Origin of the sequence: Streptomyces sp. NPDC056738 (genome assembly GCF_042790435.1) — a bacterium.
Taxonomy (GTDB): domain Bacteria; phylum Actinomycetota; class Actinomycetes; order Streptomycetales; family Streptomycetaceae; genus Streptomyces.
On record NZ_JBHTZF010000024.1, the window covers coordinates 65,151 to 86,071 of the forward strand.

Below are 20,921 nucleotides of genomic sequence, written 5' to 3' on the forward strand. Positions count from 1 at the left end.
GGCCTTGCGTTCGGCCGGTTTCGTCGTGCTGCTCGCCGGTGTGTTCGTCGTGGTCAACAGCCAGGTCGTCTACGCGGCCGGCAACACAGGCGAGAGCAGAGACTTGCTGTCCCCGTTGGATATCACCTCCTCCGAGGGAGTACCGATCAGCGGGTATGAGCTGAACGCTTCCGGGGGTTCTATCGTCGCGTTCAAGACGCAGGCCCTGGCCTTTGCCTTGTCCGGCCTCTTCACCCTGATCCGGCTCCTGGTCGGACTGGCGGGGTGGGCCGTTGAGGTGGCGTTCCGGTTCCCGCTGCTGAAGATCCTTGCCCGGCCGGCGCAGAAGGCAGCCGACACCTACACGAGCGTGGTCGTCGAATCGCTCGGGCTGAAGGGCCTGCTGCTGGCATGGGCCTTCGTCTTCGCCGGGTTCATGATCGTGCGCGGAAGGGTGGGCCGCGGTCTGGGTGAAATCTTCCTCACGCTGCTCATCGGGGCGCTCGCCTCCTCGACTCTCATCCGCCCCGACACCCTGCTCGGCGCCAACGGCCCTTTGGGCCAGTCCCAGCAGGTGGCCGCCGAAGTCGCCCGGCAAAGCGTCGCCTCCTACGACTGGGGAGGAAAGCTCGCCAGCACTGACCCGTGTGACGGTCTGGCCGGCGGCGCCGAGATCAAGTGTCTGCAGCGTGAGAGAGAGGGGCCCGTGTCCGCGGCGGAGGTGGCCCGGCCCCTGCAGGACTCGATCACGAACGCGTTGATCGTCAAGCCGTACATGCTGCTGCAGTACGGGCGCATCCTCGATCCCGCCAAGCCCGCCGACCGCAAGGCGTATGCCGTCCACCTGAAATGGATCACTGGCGGGTACAAGGTGGGCGCCCAGGTCACCGACGAGGGACGGGCCGCCTGCAAGAAGATCCACGGTCCGGCCAAGAAGTACTGCGAAAGCGGCTACGCCGAAGGCATCCCGAAAGCGGACGAGGAAGGCGGGGGCCTGCCGGCATTCACTCCCGGCGGTCAGCTCCTGGATGCTTCGACCGCGCTCGTCGACGACGAGGACCGCGAGTTCTACAGCTTCGTGCAGGACATGAAGCGGTCCGGCGCCGTCGGCAAGTCCTGCGCCGCCTACGCCGAAAAACCCACCTGGTGGCGCCTCGGCGGCGCCGCCCTGCTGCTGGTCGCCGCCGGGTTCATCTGCGGCATGCTCCTGTCGTCCGCGATCGTGCTGCTGGGCACCCAGGGCATCTGCGCAGCCGCCGCGGCCGCCGGCGCCGTCACCTTCATCGCGGGCATGCTGCCCGGGCCCGCCCGCCAGAGCGTGTGGAAGTGGCTGTCGCTGTGGGGGATCTCCGTCGTGGCCGTGGTCGCCGTCTGCGCGTTCGTGCCGTTCTTCGGCATCGCCATGGACGCCACCATCACCAACGGGCCCGACCTGATGGTGGAGCGGATCCTGTTGATCGATGTGCTGGCTATCGCCGGTGCGGCCGGGCACCGTCGCCTGCTGGCCGGCATCACGTCCTTTGGCCGGCGTATGGCGATGCGGATGCGGTACGCCAAGGTCGGCGGCACCCACTTGCCCGGCGACACCAGCGAACTCGGCGCTGCGCTCGCCATGAACTCCCCCGCCGCGCTCGGCGGCTACAGCGGAGGGTTACGGGCTTTCACCGGCGGCGGTGGCGGCCGGTTCGGGCTGCTGGGCACTCGCCGGCGGCTGATGGGTGCCCTTGCCTCGTTCAGCGACAGCACGGGCATGCCTGCGGACACCGGGGGGATGCTGGCCGATGCCACCGCAGAGGCCCGACGCGGACTGGCCCCTCTCACCGCGGCGGCCGCCGTGGGTGGGCTGGGCGCGCGGCTCGGTGTGAGGGGCGCGCACTGGCTGCTGATCGGCCGGCGCCCAGACCGGGAGCAGCTGGCCCGGTGGCGTAAGCCCACTGCCGACGGCGACGGCGACGGCCCGGGCACGGGTGGACCGTTGGATGGTGATGGCGGGAGCGGTGGTGTCGGCGGCAGTGGGCCGCGTCGACCTGGGGGTCCGCCCGACCGGTACCGCGGCGGGGACGGCCGCATCGTCGACCGCCGCTCGGACAGGACGCTGCACGACCAGAGGGCGGATCGCACTCTGCTGTCCACGCGTGCTCACAACCGTCTGGTGCGTCTTCGCGGGTATCGCATCCTGCACCGGGGCGGACGGGCCGCGTACGGGGCAACGGTCGGGCTTCCGGACAACATTCGGCGGGCCGGTTCGGGTGGGTCGCAGTTTGCGCAGGACGCCCGGCAGCAGGTGCGGGTGTGGGGCAACACCGTCCGCGAGGACGGCCGGGCCTGGGGTGATGCGGGCCGTCACGTCTCCGGGGTCTTGAGGGAACACACGGACGACCGTGGCGGGCCTGGTCCGTTCGTCGGCCGTCGCCGGCCGAGCGGGCCGTCGCCGGCCGCGGTCCACCGCCCGCCTGTCCCCCCGCGTCCTTCCGGGTCCGGCGGATCCAGGCGCGGTAGCGTCCCGTCTTCCTCACCGGCCAGTGCTTCAGCCTTGGGAGCCGGTGCCGCCCCGGTGACGCCGCCAGCCCCGACATCACGACGTCAGGCCAGCAGTACACCGCGGCCGCCGATGGGGAGTCGGCCGCCAGGGTCGGCTCTTCCCGGTGCCGGGAGCGCACGCAGCAGTACACGCGCCGAGGCGGCGGCCCGATGGCAGGAGTTGATGCGAAGGACCGCGCCGCCGGAAGCCGAGCAGCCGCAGCGGGGCGAGGACGGTGAGGAGCCGTGAGGCCGCCCGGGCGCCGCATCCGGCGGTGGGGGTGCATGGTGGCACTGTTGGCGTTCGCCGCTGTGTGCTGTGCTGCGCCGGTAGGGAATGCGATCAGCGCGTATATGGCGCTGAAGACGGGTGCGCAGGACACGGGCGGGATCGCGGAGGGTGGCAGCGCCGCAGAGATTCCGCCGCGGATGCTGACCGCCTACAAGAGGGCTGTCCAGGAGGTCGGACAGTACGTTGCTGGGTGTCGGGGTATGCGCTGGCCGGTCCTGGCCGGGATCGCCAAGGTCGAGTCCAACCACGCCGTGGGCCGCAGCATCGCCGGCAACGGCGACATCCGCCCGAAGATCTACGGGGTGCTCCTCAACGGCTCCGGCGCGGGCGGGAACACGACCGTCTTCCCGGATGCCGACGGCGGTAAGTGGGATGGGACCGCGAGCGGGGAGCGTGCCGTCGGGCCGTTCCAGTTCATGCCCGCCACGTGGGAGTCGGCCGGCCGGGACGCCAACGGAGACACGGTTGCCGACCCGCACAATGCCGACGATGCGGCCCTTGGTGCCGCTGTCTATCTGTGCGGGGGCGGCCGGAACCTGGGCCAGCGTGCACAGCTGAAGGCCGCGATCTGGCAGTACAACCACTCCAGCGCGTACGTGGCGAACGTACTGGGCTGGATCGACCAGTACACGGCGGCTGCCAACGCTCCGGACCTGAAAAACGTGTCGGGGAAGGTCCGGGCGGTGATCGAGGCCGCGCTCTCCCAGCGGGGTGTCTCGTACTCGTGGGGAGGCGGCACCGCCGGCGGCCCGTCGTACGGCGTGTGCTGCTCGCCGAGCGGGAGCAGCGGTGCGGGCACCAGAGGCTTCGACTGCTCGGGACTGACGCTGTACGCGTTCGCCACGGCCGGCATCCGGCTGCCGCGTACCGCAGCCGCACAGTCCCAGATGGGCAGGCGGATCCCTGCCGGCCTTGGCGCAGGCGCATTGAAGCCTGGTGACCTGGTCTTCTTCGCTGATATCCCCGGCCGGGACTCCACGATCTATCACGTCGGGATCTACCTCGGTGACGGTCAGATGGTCGACGCGCCACGGCCGCACACCGTCGTGCGCCTAGACGCGGTCACCACCATGTCCGGCTATGCGGGAGGGGCCCGCCTGCTATGACCGCATCCAGCCGCCCGCGCTCACCTGGCCTGCTACTGATCGCCACCGCGGTCCTGGCCGGGATGGGGCTGATCGTCCTCGACATGCCGCACACAACACCCCAATCGTCTGCCGTGACCGGCAGGGCTTCCCGACCAGATGTCCCCTCCTCCCCCGGCCTGCACCCCGCATCATCCATGTCACCGCCGACGGGGCCTGCCACACCGGCGAAGAGCACACGTGCGTCGGAGCTCCCACCGCACGGGGAAGGGGCGGCCGGCGACCGAATCATCCAGCAGACGCTGCAGACCGCCTGGCCCGCCGACCTCCCCACCCGCGATGAGACCCAGCTGCTCGCGGCCGGCCGCTCGCTGCTGCGGGCCGACGCCACCGGCATCGGCCGCAGCCACTGGCCGCAGATCTTCGACGACCAGACCCGGACCATCGCACCGGCGTTCAGCCGGTTCCGCGTCCAGGCTGCGATCGCCCGCCGCGACAAAGATCCGGACCGGGCGGTGGTGCACCTGGTGTGGGCCGGGGCCGACCGCGGCGGTACCTACACCGACCGGCGCCTTGCCGACTGGCATTTCGTCCGCACGTCAACGAAAGGAGACACCGCATGGATGCCACAGCCCCGGATCTGACCAGCCGGCCGAGCGGCATGGCCGCAAGCCAGGTGCTCGGCCTGTGGGGCGGCCTGGTCGATGCTGCCGACTGGCTCTGCACGCACTGGTATCTGGTCCCGTTGGCCACAGCGTTGCTGTGGGCTGCGGGTGAAGTCCTCGTGCGGCGCCTTGCGTTGAAAGCGTCTGCCGAGCGGATGGCGCTCGAGCTGGAGGCGGCCCGGCATTTCGACCCGGGCCTTGAGGAGATTTTCCGCCGCGGGGTCCAGCTGGCCCGCGCCTCGACCAGCATGCCGTGGTGGGCGCCACGTCGCACCAAGGCGGTGCAGATCAGGCTGCGTGCTGATGGTTCGCGTCCTTTGCGCTACCGGATCGAGGGGCCGGTCGGTGGTGAACGGCTGCTGTCCATCACTCCGTTCGGCCCGGCCGTCACCGTCACCCGGGCCCGTCCGATCACCGACAAGCCGCGCAAGCACACGGTGCGGGCCGAGTTCGTTCTGCGGGGCAGGCCGATCGCCCCGTTGCGGGAGGTGCCGCTTGAGCCCGACCCGCTGCAGCCCCTGGTGGACGCGGTCTGTGATCTGCGTGCGGATCTCGGTGACCTCGCCGAGATCCGCCTGGACATCCAACGGGCTCCGAAATGGGCGTTGCGGGCGCGGCGGCTGCACCTGATGCAGGCCGCGCGCCGCGCGGAGCGCCGTGAGGTCCGGCGTTCCGTTCACTGGATGCGCCGGGATGCGGCGGGGATCGAGGACTCGCTGGGCCGCCAGTTCTGGCAGGTGCTGGGCGCACAGGGCGGCTCGGGGACGCGGCGGCTGGTGATGCCGCCGGTGCCGCAGCGTATCGATCCCGACGAGGCGCTGGGCAAGCTCGCGCATGACGATCAGCTAGTGCGGGTGCAGCTGCTGGTCACCTGCGCCTCCGACATCGAGGGACGGTCCGAGGCGCGGCTGGGCCAACTTCAGGCCGCCTTCGACGTGTTCGGTGCGCAGTCGCGTTGGGCGATGCGCGGTCTGCGGCTCGGGCCGTGGCGGGTGGGTGCCGACCGGTGGCCCAGCCGTCGTTCTTTCGAGCGGCGGTGGAGGTATGGGCACTGTCAGCCGCCCCGGGCGAACTGGGTGCGGCTGGAGGAGGTCACCGGGCTGCTCAAGCCGCCGACCGTGCACTGCCGTCTGCCGCTGCTGGCGCCGGAGTTGCCGTCGTTCGAGTTCGGCAATCCTGCTCTGCTGCTGCAGGGCATCCACCGGGCGCCCGACGGGCGCCGCCGGCTGGTGGCCACCTATGCGGAAGAGACCTTGTTCGAGTGCGCGGTCGGCAAGGCAGGCGGTGGGAAGACCGAGCGTGCCCTGGCCCAGGCGATCGGCTGGGCGCATGCCGGCGGCGGGCTGATGTTCCTGGATCCGCATCGTGACTCCTGGCCGCGTGCTGCACCATTTCTTGCGCACGCTGAGCTGATGGATCGCATCGCCTTGGTCGACCTCAACGCGGTCGGCCCAACCCCCCGGGTCAGTTCGTGGAATCCGCTCGGCTTGCACCAGGGGCAGGGCCCGGCTGCGCATGAGGTCGTGGAGGCGGTCGCCGACGGTTTCGCCGCGGCGCTGGGCTGGGACGATGCCGCCGCCCCGCGCGCACTGACCATCCTGACCGCTGCGCTGTCCGTCCTTGTGGCCGTCAACCAGGCTGCCTGTCAGGCCGGTCGGCCCGAGGACCAGGCCACGCTCTTCCAGGTGCGGTCCCTGCTGACCGACCCCGCCTTTCGGGCCGCGGCGCTGGCCGCTGTGGGGGACCGGCTCGATGAGGAGATCCGCTCCTGGTGGCAGAGCGTCTTTCCGACCTTTCCCGCCGACGCGTTCGCTGTCGTTCTCAATCCGCTGGGCCGCCTGGCCGCCAACCCGGTCACCCGCGCCTTCCTCGGCCAGCCGGCCAGCGTCTACGACATCCGCACCGCCATGGACCAGCGCATGATCGTGTGGGTGTGCCCCGGCGGCAACGGGCCCACCGACCGGCTCCTGACCGCGCTGCTCGCCCACGACCTGCTGCGTGCTGTGCGCTCCCGACGGGACACCCCAGCCGGCCGGCGGGTGCCGTTTCGCGCCTACTTCGACGAGCTGATCACCCTGACCGGCGCCGCGCCCGAGACGATCGCCGCCATGTTCGAGGACTTCCGCAAGTACAAGGTGCACGTCCACGGCATGACGCAGTTGCTGGCCCGGCTGCCCGGCCCGGTGCGGATGTCGCTGACGCAGAACGCGTCGAGTCTGGCGACCACCGCTGGATCACGGACTGCGGTCGCTGCGATCACCGCCGAGTGGGGCGACCAGCCCAGTCCCGAGCAGGTTGCCGCTCTGGACCGCTACGAGCATTACACGACGCTGACCGTCCACGGCCGGCGTATCGGCCCCCTTCAGCTGCGCGGCCCCCATCTCGACGACGTATTCACCGACCAGGCCCGCCCCCGCAATGTCCCGGCCCTGGAGCACGCCGCCCGCACGGCTGCCCATGCTCTGCCGCTCGATCAGCTCACCCGCCGCGCGCCCGGCCATCTCGACCGCGTCAGCGCCCTTCTCACCCAGCAGGCCACGAGATCATCCGCGCGTCCCAAGACCCAGAGGGGATTCCAGTGACCAGCGCGGCAGCGGCCGCCGGACCGTCGCGGTTCACGCCCAGTCCCCTCGAGCCGCTCCCCCACCAGCTGCTGGCTGCCCTCGCTCAGCACCGTATGGCCACCACCAGCCAGCTTCATCAGATGCTGCGCCCCGACGCGAGTCGCCAGACTGTCTCCCGCCCGCTGAACCGGCTCCGAGGCCGCGGCCTGCTCGACCACGTCGTGCTGCCCAACTCGAACCGCACCCGGGCCTGGTACCTCACACCCGAGGGGGCACGGCTCACCCGGGACTGGCCCGGTCTACGCGGGCGCCCGCCCTACCCGATCACCTCGGCCACCGCAGCATCGATGAAGACCCCACACACTCTGACGACGCTCCGCGCCCACCTCGCCTTCGCGGCCGACGCCCGCCGCCGCGGGGATGAACACGGCCCTCTCGACTGGACCCCCGAGGTGGCCCACCCACTCGGTGACCGTGAACGCGTCATCGCCGACGCCGTCCTGCACTACACCCTCAACGACAGCCAACAGCGCCGAAAACTACGCGCTTTCATCGAAATCGACCGCACCACCATGAGCAGCGAACGCCTCGCAGCAAAGCTGATCGACTACGCCCGGCTCTGGTCCCATCACCCCCCGCCCGCCAACCGCCGACACCCCAACCCGCGCACCGAGACCGGCCCGCTGTGGCAGCGCTGGTATCCGCTCTACCCGCGCATCCTGTTCATCCTCACCGGCGCCTCCCCCCAACGGCTTACCCGCCGGATCGAAGACCTGCAGGACATGACGGCCCAGCACCCCCACGTCGCCGCCCTCGCCCGCGAGGTACCCCTGGGCGCCGCCACACTCGACGATCTCGAGGCCCACTCCCCCAGCGCACCCGTATGGATCCCGCTCGCGGGCAGCCCCGAACCCCGCCCCTGGCACACCCTCCACCCATGATTCGCTTACGCAAAGACAAATTGTGACTAGATTCAAGCCAAGTAGCGCCTGTGGCGCGTCAGTCAAGCCGAAAAGGGACGTGCATATGCGTAGTCTTTCAACTCCGCAAACAGAGCAAGACAGTCCGGCCGACTGCACCGCACTGCACTCTGCGGACGTCGGCATCGCCAGCGCACCAGCTCGCACCATGCCGTACGGGGGAGACACCGTGACACGAGCACCACGCCTGCAAGGGCGCACCACTCTTCGCTGGAAGCCCGCAACGGCCCTGTTCGTCGCAAGCGGCCTGATGACGCTCTCCGCATGCAGTAGCGGCGGAGACTCCGACGGTGCCGCAGAACAGCCGTCAGCCAGCAGCAGTTCGCCGCGCTCCTCGACGTCCCCCAACTCAGATCCGCAGACCGCTGGACGCACGGATGTACTGGCGGCTTACAGCGCGTTCTGGGTCGAGCAGGTGAAGGCTTACAGCCAGGCGGACATCAAAGGCACTGATCTCAAGAAGTACGCCACCAAGAAGGCACTTGGCCAAGCGATGGCCGACGTCCTGGTCATGCAGCGGGCAGGCACCGCCACAAAAGGGGCTCCCACACACCGGGCCGAGGTCGCATCCCTGACCCTGAACGGAGCGGTCCCGAAGGCGACACTGCGAGACTGCCTGGACATCTCCCACTGGAACACGATCAAGAAGAAGACGGGGCAGGTAAAACCGTTCCCATCAGCGCAGCCGCTGCGCTACATCACCACAGCCAAGGCGGAAAAGTGGGGCAAGCAGTGGCGGATCACAGAGATCATCCCTGATGGGAAGCAGACATGCTGAGGCACCCCGTTTCAGCAATGCTCCTGGCAGCTGCCGCGACCACCATCGGTATCACCCCCAGCGCCGCAAGCGACGACCCTGTCATCGGCGGTGAGTGCGAGGGCGTGGGCCAGTACGTGACCGTGTGTCGAGAGCAACCACGCTCACCAGGAAGCACTCACCACAGCAGACCTGGCAGCCACCCCGCAAAGGGTACGAATCCCAAACCGCAGATCTGCGCGGTGGAACGCCTCAACCCCCAACCCCCCGCGAGCGATCCCGTGTGGAAGGGGCATAAGCCCGGCGACGGTGCCATCTACACACGAGTGTGTATCAGCGACGCTCTCGGGGGTGCGGTTGGCGCCCAGATTGTCCCTCAGGTGTTCTGGGCGGCCGGAAACCCCGCTGTGAACGTGGATCCTGAGCAACTGGCGCGCGAGGCCGTCGATCGGATGCTGTTGACGGGCCCAGACGTCGCCAGCCCACGCGCCGCAGGCCGCTACGTGGTTGGCATGCCGATGTGGATGTGGGTCCGCCAGTCCCCCACCACATACGGACCCAACTCCGCATCCGCGAGTCTGGCTGGCGTAACAGTCACGGCTACCGCCAAGGTCACCCGCATCAACTGGGCGATGGGGGACGGATCCGCAGTGATCTGCGACGGGCCCGGCACAAGGTACGCGGCCTCTTACGGCAGGCAGGAGTCCCCGACCTGCGGCCACACCTACACGCGTACGTCGGCCGATCAGAGGGGCGGGAGGTACTCCGTGGCCGCCGTCGCCACTTGGACGGTCGACTGGCAGGTCAACGGCGCTGGTGAGACAGGCCAGTTCACCGAGACACGGCAGTCGCAGACGCAGGTGAGGATCGGCGAGGTTCAGGTCGTCCGGTAGGACCGCTGGAAGGATCACGACATTGAGTAAGAGGAAGGAATCGACAGCGGTCGCCGAGCGTGGGTTGCCGCTGACCGACGTGGCTGGCTCCGTCAGCCCGCCGCGGGTGTCAGCCCGGCGCCGCCGGCCAGGCATGATCGCCTTGTCGCTGGGGCTGATCGCGGCCGGTGGTGCCGGTGTGGCAGTCCTGCTGCTCCAAGTCGGGCACCGCACGCAGGTTGTCACCGTGGTCCGCGACGTGCAGGTCGGCCAGGTCCTCACCGCGAAGGATCTGGGCAAGGCATCCGTCGCCTTGGACTCAACGGTGAAGGCCGTCAACGCCGATGACCTGGGCCAGGTGGTGGGCAAGCGGGCCGCTGTGGAGCTGCGGCCCGGCTCCTTGCTGGCCCCTTCGCAGGTGACCCGGGACGATCTCGTCAAGGCAGGCGAGCAGCTGGTGCCGATTGGGCTCAAGCCTGACCAGGTACCCGCTACAGCTCTCATGCCTGGTCAGAAGGTTCAGCTCGTGCACGTCCCTGTGCAGGGTGAGGCCGAAATAGACAAGGCGCCCGACTCTTCGCCCCGGACGCTGCCCGGACGCGTGGTGAAGGCTTCGGGCGCTGCACCTGGTACTGGTGTGGTGGTCGTCGATGTTGCCACGTCCGCCGATGACGGGCCGACCGCTGCGGCGTGGGTGGCGGCTGGCACCCTGCGTCTGGTTCTTGCGGCCCCCGGCGGCCGCTGATGGCAGTGATCGCCTTAGCCGGGTGCAGCGGTTCGCCCGGCGTGACCACGAGTGCGCTCGCGCTGCTGCTGGGCTGGCCATTGGAGCCGGGGCGGCGAATGATTCTCGCCGAGTGCGACCCGGATGGCGGGGCTGTGCTGCACGGTCTGCTGCAGGGCACTCTCGGTGATCGGTACGGGCTGCCCAACCTGTCGGTTGCGGCTCGCAAGGGCGAGTTCGGTGAGGCGTTCTGGCGGCAGTTGATCGACCTGAACGGCGAGGACGGGCCTCGTGACTCGGCGCCGGATCGGCTGTTGCTGCCGGGCATCACCGATCCCGCGCAGGCCGCGAGTCTTGGCTCGGTGTGGAAGGCCCTGTCGCAGATGTTCCGGGGCATCGAGGCCGACCACGGTCACGATGTCCTGCTCGATCTCGGGCGCCGCGGTGCGTTCGGCCCTTCCGCTGTCCTGGCCGACCGGGCCGATGCCGTGATCGTCGTGGTACGCAACACCCTGCGGTGTCTGCAGTCCGCGCAGGCACGAGTGCGTCAACTGGATGAACGAGTCGGGGACGTCGGGCTGTTGGTGATCGATGAAGGCCCCTACCCGGCGGGCGAAGTCCAGCGCGTGCTCCAGGTACCGGTCGTAGCGACCCTCCCGTATGCGCCGAAGGATGCCCGTGTCCTGTCCGACGGTGATGAGCAGCCGCGGCATTTCACCAAGTCGAAGCTGATGAAGACCGCACGGACTGCTGGTGCGCTGCTGGTGCAGCGGGCTGCTGTGCGGCGTGCTCGTCTCGATCCGCGTGCGGTGCTGGCTACGGGGGTGCGTCGTGCGCGGTAGGCCTCTGCACGCCGATCCGACGGTGGCGCCGCCGCCTGGTCCCCGTCCAGGGACAGGGACAGCTGCGCCTGCCGGTGCTGCTTCAGCTCCGCACGTGCTGGGCCGCTCCGCGCCGCAGGTCACCGTCGACTATCGGGTGGCCCGGCATATCGCTGCTCAGGTGGCCAAGCAGCGTGAGGAACTGCTGAAGACCACGCCGGGCATGGACCGTGCGAGTGAGGAGCAGCGCTGTCTGGACTGGATCAACGAGGCGGTCGCGCTGTGGTCGGATGCTCAGGCGATGACGCCGCAGCAGGACGAGGCGCTGAGGCGCGGCGTTTATGACCTGCTGTTTCGTGCTGGGCGGCTGCAGCCGTACCTGGATGACGAGCGGGTCGAGGACATCATCATCCAGGGCCCGGATGAGGTGTGGTTGGACTACGGCGACGGTGAGCGCCGCCGGGTGGGCCCGGTCGCCGATTCGGAGGAAGAACTCCTGGAACTGTTGCGGGAGTTGGCTCGTGGATCGGGGCACGGCGAGCGCACCATCTCGACCGCGAGTCCGACGCTGGCGTTGTCGTTGCAGGACGGCTCGCGTCTGCAGGCGATCACGGGGCTGGGGCCGATGACGTACGCGGTGATCCGCCGGCACCGGGTCTCCCAAGCTGGCCTGGACGACCTGGTCCGACTCGGCGCCATCGATCCGGTCCTGCGGGAGTTCCTTGGCGCGTGTGTGCGGGCGGAGAAGAACGTCATGATCGCGGGAAAGCAGAAGGCGGGGAAGACGACGCTGCTGCGGGCGATGCTGCGCGAGTTCGATCCGGAGTGCCGGTTCGCGACCATCCAGACCGAGGATGAGTTGTTCGCCCATGCCAACGGCTACCACCGTCAGGTCGTTTCCTTGGTCGGCCGCGAGTCCAACGGGGAGCGCGACGCTTCTGGGCGCAGTGCTGGCGAGGTGAGTCTGCTGGATTTGATGCATCCGGCGTTGCGGATGTCGTTGGAGCGGATCGTGGTCGGTGAGGTCCGCGGGCCGGAGGTCGTGGCGATGATGCAGGCGTTGACGAACGGCTCCGGCGGGAATCTGTGCACGATCCATGCCCGGCGTGCGGACATCGTCTTCGACCGGATCGCTGAGTTGTATGCGCTCGCCCAGGGGAATCTGTCGGAGGCTCTGGCGTATCGGCAGACGGCGAACGGTCTGGACTTTGTCGTGTACGTCGATATGACGGATGAGACGCAGATCGGCGGCCGCCGTCACCGCTACGTCTCGCATGTTCTGGAGCTGACTGGGATCGGTGAGAACGGCCGGCCTGCGACGAATGAGGTCTTCTCCCCCGGCCGCGAGTTCGGTGAGCTGCGGGCGGTGCCGCGGATGGACCCGGGATGCATCGATGACCTGCGTCGGGTCGGCTTCGACTCGGCTCTGCTGCAGCAGCCGTACGGGGCGTGGGCGGGGCCGTTGCCGCTGAAGGTGGGGGTTGGCCGGTGATGCTGTTGTGGGCGCTGCTCAGTGGCATGACGTTGGTTGCCGGGTTGGTGGGTGTGGTCGCCGGTGTGGTGGGCACGACTGCTCCTCGTCGTGCGCCGCTGCGGCGCCGGTGGCAGGCCCGGCATCACGGGTTGCAGAGTGAGGATGCTCGGCTGCGGCGGGGGACGTTGGCTGCGGCGGGGAGCGTGGTGTTCGTCGCGGTCTGGCTGGTCTCCGGCAACTTCGTGGGCGGCGTGTTGCTGGGTGCGGCCGTGGTCGGCGTGCCGTGGCTGATCAGTCCGGGGCAGCTGGCGAAGGAGCGGATCGGGCAGTTGGAGGGCTTGTCCGAGTGGACGCAGCGGCTGGCTGGGCTGCTGCGTCTGGGGATGGGCCTGGAGCAGGCGATGATCACGAGTCGTCAGGGGGCGCCGGAGGAGCTCGCCGGGCAGATCGCCAACCTGTCGGACCGGCTGCGGCTGGGGTGGCGGCCGCAGGAAGCGCTTCGCGCGTTCGCCGAGGAACTCGACGACGTCACGGCGGACAAGGTGGTTGCTGCGCTGGTTCTCTCGGTCAACGACCGGGGCCCGGGCCTGGCGCAAGCGCTCGAGGACTTGTCCGGGACCGTCCGTGAGGAGGTTGCCAAGAAGCGCGCCATCGAGGCGGATCGGGCCAAGCCGCGGACCACGGTGCGCTGGATGACGATCATCACGGTCGGGGTGGTGGTCGCCGGGTTCTTCGTCCCGTCCTACACCCGGCCCTACTCCACTCTGCTCGGACAGCTGGTGCTGGCGTTTTTGACCGCCGGTTTCATCGGGGTGCTCGCCCTGATGCGGCAGCTGGGCAGCTTCCGCCGCATCCCGCGCTTTTTGATCCCCGACCCGGCCAGCACGGTCCGCCTGCCCGCCCCCGTCCCGGAACCAGATCATCTGCGGAGCGCGGAGCGGCTGTCTGAAGGAGCCGCACCGTGAACCTGCTTCCCGTCGTAGCCTCTGGCGGCATCGTCGGCGCCGGTGTGGCGCTGCTGATCCGGGAACTCCTGCAGCCTCAGCCCGCGCTGGCGGCCGCGCTCGCGCGCAGCGCCCCGGCGACGTTGACGATGCCCGAGGTGGAGCTGGACCGGGACGAGGTGTGGGGGCGGTGGCTGCTAACCCGCCTTGAGCGCCTGCCCGGGGTGCAGGTCCCGGTGAAGAACCTGGCGCTGCTGGGGCTGGGCCCGGGGCAGTTCGTGCTCAAGAAGGTTGCGTTCGCTGCGCTGGGGCTGCTGTGTCCGGTGATCGCGACGATTCCGTGGATCGTCGCTGGGGTGGGCCTGCCGTTCTATGTGCCCGCTGGGGTTGGGCTGCTGGTTGCGGGAGGGCTTTTCATCACCCCGGACCTTGCGGTGCGTGACCAGGCCAGGCGGGCGCGGGAGGATTTTGCGCACGCGCTGTCGGCCTATCTGGACCTGGTCGCGCTCAAGCGGGCCGCTGATGCCGGCCCGGCCGAGGCATTGGAGAAGGCTGCCGTGGTCGGTCGCGGCTGGCCGTTCCTGTTTTTGCAGGGTGCGTTGCGCCGGGCCCGGCTGGAGAAGATCCCGCCGTATCAGGCGCTCACCGAGCTCGCGGCGGAGTACGACCTGCCGGTCCTGGGCGATGTCGCGGACATCATGCGGGGCTCGGCGACCGACGGGGCCGCCGTCTACAAGGCGCTGCGTGCCCGCACGGCCGCGCTGAATTCCGAACTGCTCGCCGCTCAGGCGGCGGAGGCGAACGCTGCCAGCGAGAAGATGACCGCCCCGGGCGCCCTGCTCGCCGTTTTGGTGATGCTGCTGATGGCGTTCCCCGCGGTGATCCGCATGTTGACCGTCTGAGAGACCCCGTCGACTTATCTCAACGCCCAAGGAAGGAACGGATCATGAGGTACACCGCAGCCCGTACCTATCGTGCGGTCGGTTGGCTGACCGCACGCCTGCAGGAGGGCTTGGAGGATGCCCGGCGGCGGCCGGACCGTGGGGACATCAGCACCACGACCGTGATCATCTGGGTGGCTGCGGTCACCGGCGCTGTGCTGATCGCCGGAACCATCGCCGTGGTGGTCTCCAAGTACAACGGCAAACTCTCCGGCTTGTGATGTCCCCCTCCCAGAGGTTGAAAGGCTGGTGGCGGGGGCGGCGTTGGAGCGATGACCGCGGTGACACGTCGATCCAGATGGCGATCGTCTTCCCTCTCGTGCTGTTCGCCACGATCGCGGTCATCCAGGCGTCCCTGTGGTACTACGCGCGGCAGATCGCTGTGACTGCCGCCCGTGAGGGGGCCGCTGCGGCCCGTGCCTACCAGGCGGGGCCCGGCGACGGTGTGGCCCGGGCCCGGGATGTGCTGGAGCGGACCGCGGGTGACAGCCTCAGCGACTACAGCGTGCGTGCGAGCAGCGACGGGCAGCGGGTGCGGATCGAGGTGGCGGGTACCGCCCTGTCGATGATTCCGGGTGTGGCCGGGCTGCAGGTGCGGCAGTCGGCTTCCGGGGCTGTGGAGCAGTGGACGGTCCCGGGGCGATGAGCGGCGGGCGAAGGCGCATCTCGGGTGATGCGGGCAGTGCCGCGATCGAGGCTGCGGTCATCGTCCCGTCGCTGATCATGTTCTTGTGTCTGGCGATCGCCGGCGGGCGGATCGTCATCTCCGGGGCGAAGATCGATGCCGCTGCCGAGGATGCGGCGCGGGAGGCATCCATCCACCGCACCGCGGCCTCGGCCCAGGCCGCTGCCCGTGCGGCGGCCGCCGAGTCCCTGGCCGACCAGGGCATCACCTGCTCCTCCACCACCGTCCACGTCGACACGGGCGGCCTCAACGTGCCGGTCGGCCAGGTCGGGACCGTGACGGTGAGCGTGACCTGCACCGTCGGCCTGTCCGACCTTCTGCTGCCGGGCGCACCTGGTGCCCGGACGCTGACGTCCACCGCGACGTCGATCGTTGACGCGTACCGGCAGCGAGGGGACTGATGATCTTGCGGTGGGCGGGTGGTGCAGGCGACCGTGGCGGTGTCACAGTGTTCGTCGCGGTGTGCGTGATCGCGCTGATCGGCATCATCGGCATCGCCGTCGACGGCGGGGCCAAGATGGCCGCTACCGAGCGCGCCGACTATGTCGCCGACGAGGCCGCCCGGGCAGGCGGGCAGGCCATCGACCCGGCCCAGGCCGTCACCGGCAAGGCGATCACCGTGGACCCGCAGGACGCGACCGCTGCCGCCCAGGCCTATCTGCGCTCCGCCGGCGCCACCGGCACCGTTCGTGTGTCCGGGGACGGCAAGAGCATCGCCGTCACCGTGAACGGCTCCACCGACACGGCGTTCCTGTCGGCCGTCGGGATCGGCTCGCTGCCGGTGACCGGACATGCAACGGCCACTCTCCTGCACGGCGTCACCGCACCCGAAGGAAACTGATGCCCGCCACCCCCACTCCCGCCCGGTCGGCCGACGGCGTCCTGGCTGCTATCGGCCGGGCCGTGCTCAGCCTGCTCGTTCTGACCGCGACAGTCGGCGCTCTGCCACCGCTGCTGGCCTGGGCCACCCCCGTCATCTGGGCGGCCGGCCACGACGACCTGGCGCACCTGCTGGACCGGCAGGACACCGGAGGCGTGTTCCTGCTCGTGCTGGTGGCCATCGGCTGGATCGGGTGGGCCCAGTTCACGTTCTGCATAGTGCGGGAGCTGGTCGCGCAGATGCGCGGCCGCCGGTGGCACGCCCCGCGCGGGCTGGGTGCCTCGCAGCGTGCCGCGGCGCTCCTGGTTGGCAGCATCCTGGTCTTACTGCCCGCCAGTTCGGCCCTGGCCTCCGATGCGCAGGCCGTGACGACGACCGCCGGCGCAGCCCGCATGCCTGGCCAGGCCTCCCCGCGTCAGGCGGCATCGCAGAGCGGCCGGGATGTGCAGGTTGCTGCTGCGGGCGGGAGTTCGTCGTACACGGTGCGCGAGAGCCGGCCTGCGGAGAGTCTGTGGAGCATCGCGGAAAGGGAGTTGGGCGACGGCGAACGGTGGAGGGAGATCGCCGACCTCAACGAGGGCCACACCATGCCGGGCGGGCACGTCTTCAAGTCCAGCAGCTTCCTGCAGCCGGGCTGGAAACTGGCCATGCCGGAGCAGTCGGGGCGTCAAAGCCTGCGGACGCAGACTGAGGAACGTGGGGCCGCGAGCGTCGAGAAGGGCGAGCACGTCGTCACGGTCCGCTCCGGTGACTCCCTCTCAGCGATCGCCGAGGCCGAGCTCGGCGATCGCAACGCGTGGCCCCGCCTGTTCGAGGCCAGCCGCGGCAAGCCACAGCCGGACGGGCTGCTGGCCATCACGGATCCCGACCTGATCTATCCAGGACAGCAGGTCATTGTGGCCGGTACCCGCCTTCGCCCCAGCGGCCCGTCCACGGACCGCCCGGGCAGCGATCACACCGGCAGCAAGCCGCCCACCGGCACAAACCGGGACGGCGACGACGCTCCGTCCGCCGCACCGGGCCGCAGCACCACACCCACAGCCGCGCCCGAGACCGACTCGTCCGCTCCGAGCACACCGCCGTCCATCAGCGCCGTCCCTGAGCAGCCGGAACCACCCTCCGCCTCGCCCGACACCGTCGAACCGGCCTCGGACAGTGGCGTGTTGAGTCTGCGTACCGTTCTGGGAGCCGGTGCGCTGCTGGCGGCCGCCGTCACCGCAGCCCTCGCGCTGCGCCGGACGCTGCAGCGCAGGCGCCGCGAACCGGGCGAGACGATCGCCATCGCGCAGGAGACCGCGCCCGCCGAAGCAAAGCTTGCGGCGGCCGCCGAACCTTTGGGCACGGCCCGCCTGGACGTGGTGCTGCGCACAATGGCCCACAGTGCGGACCGGGATGGCCGGGAGGTGCCTGCGTTGCGGGGAGCGCGGCTCGATGCCCGCACGGTGCAGGTGCTGCCCGATGACCTCGCAGCTGCGCCGCAGGCCCCGTTCGTTGCGGGAAAAGCCGGATGGTGGCAACTCGATACCGACGCCGAACTTCTGGCCGAGGACGAGGCCCATACGGTTCCCGCTCCGTGCCCGGCCCTGGTCACGGTGGGCAGCACCGATTCCGGTGACCTCGTCGTCGCCGATCTCGCCCGGCTGCCCGCCCTGCTGCTGGACGGAGACCCGGTGCACGTCAGTGAGGTGTGCACGTCGCTGGCCCTGGAGCTGGGCATGAGTCCGTGGGCGCAGGATGTCGAGATCGTGGCCGTCGGATTCGGCGAGGACCTGCCGGTCCTGTTGCCGAACTCCCGGATCGCGCACATGCGCCAGGCGGCGCACGCCTTGCGCGATCTGACCGAGCGGCTGCTGGAGGTCCACCAGATGCCCGAGACCGCCCACCACCCGTATGTGGTGCTGTGTGCAGTCGCCCTGGACAGCGACACGGCCTGGCAGTTCGCCGACGTTCTCGGCAAGAACCTGCCCATTCCCGTCACGCTGATCGCCCCGGCCGGCACCACGGCAGGCCACTTTCCCGAGGCGGACATCCTCGCCGTCTCCGCGCAGACACCGCAGCGCTTCGACCCGCTCGGCATCGACATCCTGGTGCAGCGCCTGGAACACGCCGCCTACCAGCAGATCATCACCGCTCTCGCGGTGTCCGCTCATCCCGCCGACCAGGCACAGGGCGCCTGGCAGCACGTCCCCGGCCCGCCTGACCTCGAAAAGCAGGCCGCACCTGACGAGCACCAGCACGAGGACCCGTCCGGCGACAACAGCGCAGCCTTCTCAGCGAGGCGGAACGGCTCGACACCGGCCAGCTCGGACGCGGACGATGCCGTCTTCCCGGCGCTGCTGCAGGCGTCCGCCGATCCCACTGCCCTGACCCTGCTGCCCCCACAATCCACCGCTCCCGCCAGCGTCGCGGCCCGGCAGGGGGACGACGGCGCGAGCGGGAGCGAGCGGGACATCAGCGCGGCTGGGACACCACCCCGCGCCCCGGCGCCGGCTGAGGGCGCGGACGGTGGAGAGGCGGTACAGAGCGCTCGCGGGCCGGAGATCCGGGTGCTGGGACCGGTGGAAGTGGACGGGGTAGCGCACACCGGCCACGGCCCGCGCTCCGCCCAGCTCGCCGCCCTGCTCTACTTCCGGCCCGCCCGCACGGCCGATGTGCTGTGCGCCGACATGGACCCCGTCAGCCCCTGGTCGCCAGCCACCCTCAACGCCCGCCTCCAGGGCCTGCGGCGGGCACTGGGCAACGATCCGAACGGCGACCCGTACGTACCGCGCCGCCAAAATGGCGACACCCCATATCGGCTGGCTGATGGTGTGCGCTGCGACTGGACACGTTTCCTTGAGCTCGCCGAAGGCGCACTCCCCCGCGGCTCAGAGTGTCTGCCCGATCTGGAGGAGGCCTTGTCTCTCGTGCTGGGTCGGCCCTTCGGTACACGGGCGCCTGCATGGGCGCTGCCGTTCCAGCAGGAAATGATCACCCGGATCGTCGATGTCGCCCACACCGTGGCAGCCCTGCGTACCGCAAAAGGCCCGCATCACGATCTCGTCGCCGCCCGGAAGGCCATCGCGACGGGGCTCGAGGTCGACGAAACGGCAGAGCTGCTCTACCGGGACCTGATGGTCCTCGAATCGGCGGCCGGGAACCGGGGCGGCCTGCACACTGCGATCGCCCGCATCCAGCAGGTCAACGCGGCTCTCGACTGCTGCCTGGAGACCGAAACGGAACAGCTCATCAACGAGCTGCTGCACCGCAGAAGCAACGAGGAGCCAGCCTTATGACCGCGGCCGCCAGGAAGAACACGGGAACAGTCCACCCTGCCAGACTCGGCCGCCCGCACAAGCTCCTGATCGGCGTGGTCGTCGCCGGTGCGCTCATCATCGCCGGCATCGGCTTCGCCGGTTCGTACGCGGCGGTCCGTGAGCTGGCGTTGCAGAAGGGTTTCGGGAACTTCAGTTACGTCTTCCCGATCGGCATCGACGCGGGTATCGGCGTCCTGCTCGCCCTCGACCTGCTGCTGACGTGGATCCGTATCCCGTTCCCGATGCTGCGCCAGACGGCCTGGCTGCTGACGATGGCGACGATCGCGTTCAACGGCGCGGCGGCCTGGCCGGACCCGCTGGGCGTGGGCATGCACGCCGTCATCCCGGTGCTGTTCGTTGTCTCGGTCGAGGCGGCCCGCCACGCGATCGGCCGCATAGCCGACATCACGGCCGACAAGCACATGGAGGGGGTCCGCCTCACCCGCTGGCTGCTCTCCCCCATCCCGACCTTCCTGTTGTGGCGCCGCATGAAGCTGTGGGAGCTGCGCTCCTACGAGCAGGTCATCAAGCTGGAGCAGGACCGGCTGGTCTACCAGGCCCGTCTGCACTCCCGCTTCGGCCGCGCCTGGCGCCGCAAGGCCCCCGTGGAATCGGTGATGCCGCTGCGGCTGGCCCGCTACGGCGTGCCCCTCGCGGAGACCGCCCCGGCGGGCCTCGCCGCGGCCGGCATCGACGAGTTCATGGACAACAGGTACCCGGGCGCCGCTGCTCTGCCGGACTACGTCTTCAAGCGCAACGGCATCATCACCGCAGTCGGTGAACTCCACGCCGCAGAAGACAAACAAGCTGCGGCGAGTGCCCAGCTCGATGACTTCGGCGATGGAGAGCCAGCCACTGAAGGGACGTCAACAGACTCCACCCATCTGAAAGACGGCTTGGTCCACGGCCGGGCCCCGACACCACCCACAGACGTAAGAGCGCACCCAGCTAAGGAAATGCGCAACAGGCGAGTGAACGCGGACATCGAAGAACAGCAGGGGCCAGAGGCGAGAAACGACAGTGGTCTCTCCGTGGTTGACCGGTACTACCTCGCCTGGAGGGACTACCAGGAGCTGTACGGCGCACAGCCCTCGGGCAAGGAGCTCTCCGCACACCTTGTCAGCAAAGGCGTAACTGGCCGCGACGGCAGCCCAGTCAGCCCCTCCACGCTGCGTCGGTACTTCCTCCACTTCCGCATCTACCAGATCTGGGCAGACCAGCGACTTGAGAAGACCGTTCCCTCACCGCACACCGTCGCTCAGATCTGTGCCCAGCACGGAATCACCGCCCAGTACAACCGGGCTATCACCACCGACGACATCCTCAACCACGCACACGACTACGAACGCCGCTGGCAGACAGTCAGGACCCGGCCGAGTGACTACCGGCCCAGCCAGGCCGTATATGCACCTGAAGGGCCGCCCCGGCGCGATGGGTGACGG

Annotated in this window: 17 protein-coding genes; all 17 read left to right on the forward strand. The window is 69.5% G+C overall.

The window, feature by feature from the left end:
- The first annotated feature begins 4 nt into the window (after nucleotides 1-4).
- The 17 genes from ACFRIC_RS39125 (at nucleotide 5) to ACFRIC_RS39205 (ending at nucleotide 20,918) form a co-directional block, all read left to right on the forward strand.
- Complete coding sequence (locus tag ACFRIC_RS39125; RefSeq protein WP_382796463.1) at nucleotides 5-2,749, forward strand: hypothetical protein; 2,745 nt, start codon at nucleotides 5-7, stop codon at nucleotides 2,747-2,749.
- Nucleotides 2,750-2,784: 35 nt separating this feature from the next.
- Nucleotides 2,785-3,897 carry a C40 family peptidase gene (locus ACFRIC_RS39130; protein ID WP_382796465.1) on the forward strand — a complete coding sequence of 371 codons (1,113 nt, stop codon included), beginning with the start codon at nucleotides 2,785-2,787 and terminating at the stop codon, nucleotides 3,895-3,897.
- Complete coding sequence (locus ACFRIC_RS39135) at nucleotides 3,894-4,520, forward strand: hypothetical protein (RefSeq protein WP_382796467.1); 627 nt, start codon at nucleotides 3,894-3,896, stop codon at nucleotides 4,518-4,520. The genes ACFRIC_RS39130 and ACFRIC_RS39135 overlap by 4 nt, the downstream gene beginning before the upstream one ends.
- Complete coding sequence (locus ACFRIC_RS39140; protein ID WP_382796468.1) at nucleotides 4,496-7,123, forward strand: ATP/GTP-binding protein; 2,628 nt, start codon at nucleotides 4,496-4,498, stop codon at nucleotides 7,121-7,123. Before ACFRIC_RS39135 ends, ACFRIC_RS39140 begins: the two co-directional genes overlap by 25 nt.
- Nucleotides 7,120-8,046 (forward strand): replication-relaxation family protein, encoded by a 927-nt coding sequence (locus tag ACFRIC_RS39145; RefSeq protein ID WP_382796469.1) that lies wholly within the window; start codon nucleotides 7,120-7,122, stop codon nucleotides 8,044-8,046. The genes ACFRIC_RS39140 and ACFRIC_RS39145 overlap by 4 nt, the downstream gene beginning before the upstream one ends.
- A 208-nt stretch (nucleotides 8,047-8,254) precedes the next feature.
- On the forward strand, nucleotides 8,255-8,863 hold the full coding sequence (locus ACFRIC_RS39150; protein WP_382796471.1) for a hypothetical protein: 609 nt from the start codon (nucleotides 8,255-8,257) through the stop codon (nucleotides 8,861-8,863).
- A gap of 1,005 nt (nucleotides 8,864-9,868) precedes the next feature.
- The gene (locus ACFRIC_RS39155) at nucleotides 9,869-10,459 is read left to right on the forward strand and encodes an SAF domain-containing protein (RefSeq protein WP_382796530.1); all 591 of its coding nucleotides are present in this window, start codon (nucleotides 9,869-9,871) and stop codon (nucleotides 10,457-10,459) included.
- The gene (locus ACFRIC_RS39160) at nucleotides 10,459-11,280 is read left to right on the forward strand and encodes a hypothetical protein (RefSeq protein ID WP_382796472.1); all 822 of its coding nucleotides are present in this window, start codon (nucleotides 10,459-10,461) and stop codon (nucleotides 11,278-11,280) included. Before ACFRIC_RS39155 ends, ACFRIC_RS39160 begins: the two co-directional genes overlap by 1 nt.
- A gap of 94 nt (nucleotides 11,281-11,374) precedes the next feature.
- On the forward strand, nucleotides 11,375-12,751 hold the full coding sequence (locus tag ACFRIC_RS39165; protein WP_382796474.1) for a CpaF family protein: 1,377 nt from the start codon (nucleotides 11,375-11,377) through the stop codon (nucleotides 12,749-12,751).
- Nucleotides 12,748-13,698, forward strand: coding sequence for a type II secretion system F family protein (locus ACFRIC_RS39170; protein WP_382796476.1), 951 nt, complete (start codon nucleotides 12,748-12,750; stop codon nucleotides 13,696-13,698). The genes ACFRIC_RS39165 and ACFRIC_RS39170 overlap by 4 nt, the downstream gene beginning before the upstream one ends.
- Nucleotides 13,695-14,579 carry a hypothetical protein gene (locus ACFRIC_RS39175; RefSeq protein ID WP_382796478.1) on the forward strand — a complete coding sequence of 295 codons (885 nt, stop codon included), beginning with the start codon at nucleotides 13,695-13,697 and terminating at the stop codon, nucleotides 14,577-14,579. Before ACFRIC_RS39170 ends, ACFRIC_RS39175 begins: the two co-directional genes overlap by 4 nt.
- Nucleotides 14,580-14,623: 44 nt before the next feature.
- Complete coding sequence (locus ACFRIC_RS39180) at nucleotides 14,624-14,839, forward strand: hypothetical protein (RefSeq protein ID WP_382796480.1); 216 nt, start codon at nucleotides 14,624-14,626, stop codon at nucleotides 14,837-14,839.
- Nucleotides 14,839-15,264, forward strand: coding sequence for a TadE family protein (locus ACFRIC_RS39185; RefSeq protein ID WP_382796482.1), 426 nt, complete (start codon nucleotides 14,839-14,841; stop codon nucleotides 15,262-15,264). The genes ACFRIC_RS39180 and ACFRIC_RS39185 overlap by 1 nt, the downstream gene beginning before the upstream one ends.
- Nucleotides 15,261-15,704, forward strand: coding sequence for a TadE family protein (locus ACFRIC_RS39190; RefSeq protein WP_382796485.1), 444 nt, complete (start codon nucleotides 15,261-15,263; stop codon nucleotides 15,702-15,704). Before ACFRIC_RS39185 ends, ACFRIC_RS39190 begins: the two co-directional genes overlap by 4 nt.
- Nucleotides 15,704-16,144: a pilus assembly protein TadG-related protein gene (locus ACFRIC_RS39195; RefSeq protein ID WP_382796486.1), complete on the forward strand. Its 441-nt coding sequence runs from the start codon at nucleotides 15,704-15,706 to the stop codon at nucleotides 16,142-16,144. The genes ACFRIC_RS39190 and ACFRIC_RS39195 overlap by 1 nt, the downstream gene beginning before the upstream one ends.
- A complete protein-coding gene (locus tag ACFRIC_RS39200; protein WP_382796488.1) occupies nucleotides 16,144-19,458 on the forward strand; it encodes a hypothetical protein in 3,315 nt (1,104 codons plus the stop codon). The genes ACFRIC_RS39195 and ACFRIC_RS39200 overlap by 1 nt, the downstream gene beginning before the upstream one ends.
- Nucleotides 19,455-20,918 (forward strand): DUF2637 domain-containing protein, encoded by a 1,464-nt coding sequence (locus ACFRIC_RS39205; protein WP_382796490.1) that lies wholly within the window; start codon nucleotides 19,455-19,457, stop codon nucleotides 20,916-20,918. Before ACFRIC_RS39200 ends, ACFRIC_RS39205 begins: the two co-directional genes overlap by 4 nt.
- The last annotated feature ends 3 nt before the right edge of the window (nucleotides 20,919-20,921 follow it).

Coding starts and splice junctions, on each gene's coding strand:
- ACFRIC_RS39185 (WP_382796482.1), top strand. CDS start 14,839: ATGTCCCCCTCCCAGAGGTTGAAAGGCTGGTGGCGGGGGCGGCGTTGG.
- ACFRIC_RS39180 (WP_382796480.1), top strand. CDS start 14,624: ATGAGGTACACCGCAGCCCGTACCTATCGTGCGGTCGGTTGGCTGACC.
- ACFRIC_RS39155 (WP_382796530.1), top strand. CDS start 9,869: ATGATCGCCTTGTCGCTGGGGCTGATCGCGGCCGGTGGTGCCGGTGTG.
- ACFRIC_RS39130 (WP_382796465.1), top strand. CDS start 2,785: ATGGTGGCACTGTTGGCGTTCGCCGCTGTGTGCTGTGCTGCGCCGGTA.
- ACFRIC_RS39135 (WP_382796467.1), top strand. CDS start 3,894: ATGACCGCATCCAGCCGCCCGCGCTCACCTGGCCTGCTACTGATCGCC.
- ACFRIC_RS39205 (WP_382796490.1), top strand. CDS start 19,455: ATGACCGCGGCCGCCAGGAAGAACACGGGAACAGTCCACCCTGCCAGA.
- ACFRIC_RS39190 (WP_382796485.1), top strand. CDS start 15,261: ATGAGCGGCGGGCGAAGGCGCATCTCGGGTGATGCGGGCAGTGCCGCG.
- ACFRIC_RS39160 (WP_382796472.1), top strand. CDS start 10,459: ATGGCAGTGATCGCCTTAGCCGGGTGCAGCGGTTCGCCCGGCGTGACC.
- ACFRIC_RS39195 (WP_382796486.1), top strand. CDS start 15,704: ATGATCTTGCGGTGGGCGGGTGGTGCAGGCGACCGTGGCGGTGTCACA.
- ACFRIC_RS39200 (WP_382796488.1), top strand. CDS start 16,144: ATGCCCGCCACCCCCACTCCCGCCCGGTCGGCCGACGGCGTCCTGGCT.
- ACFRIC_RS39140 (WP_382796468.1), top strand. CDS start 4,496: ATGGATGCCACAGCCCCGGATCTGACCAGCCGGCCGAGCGGCATGGCC.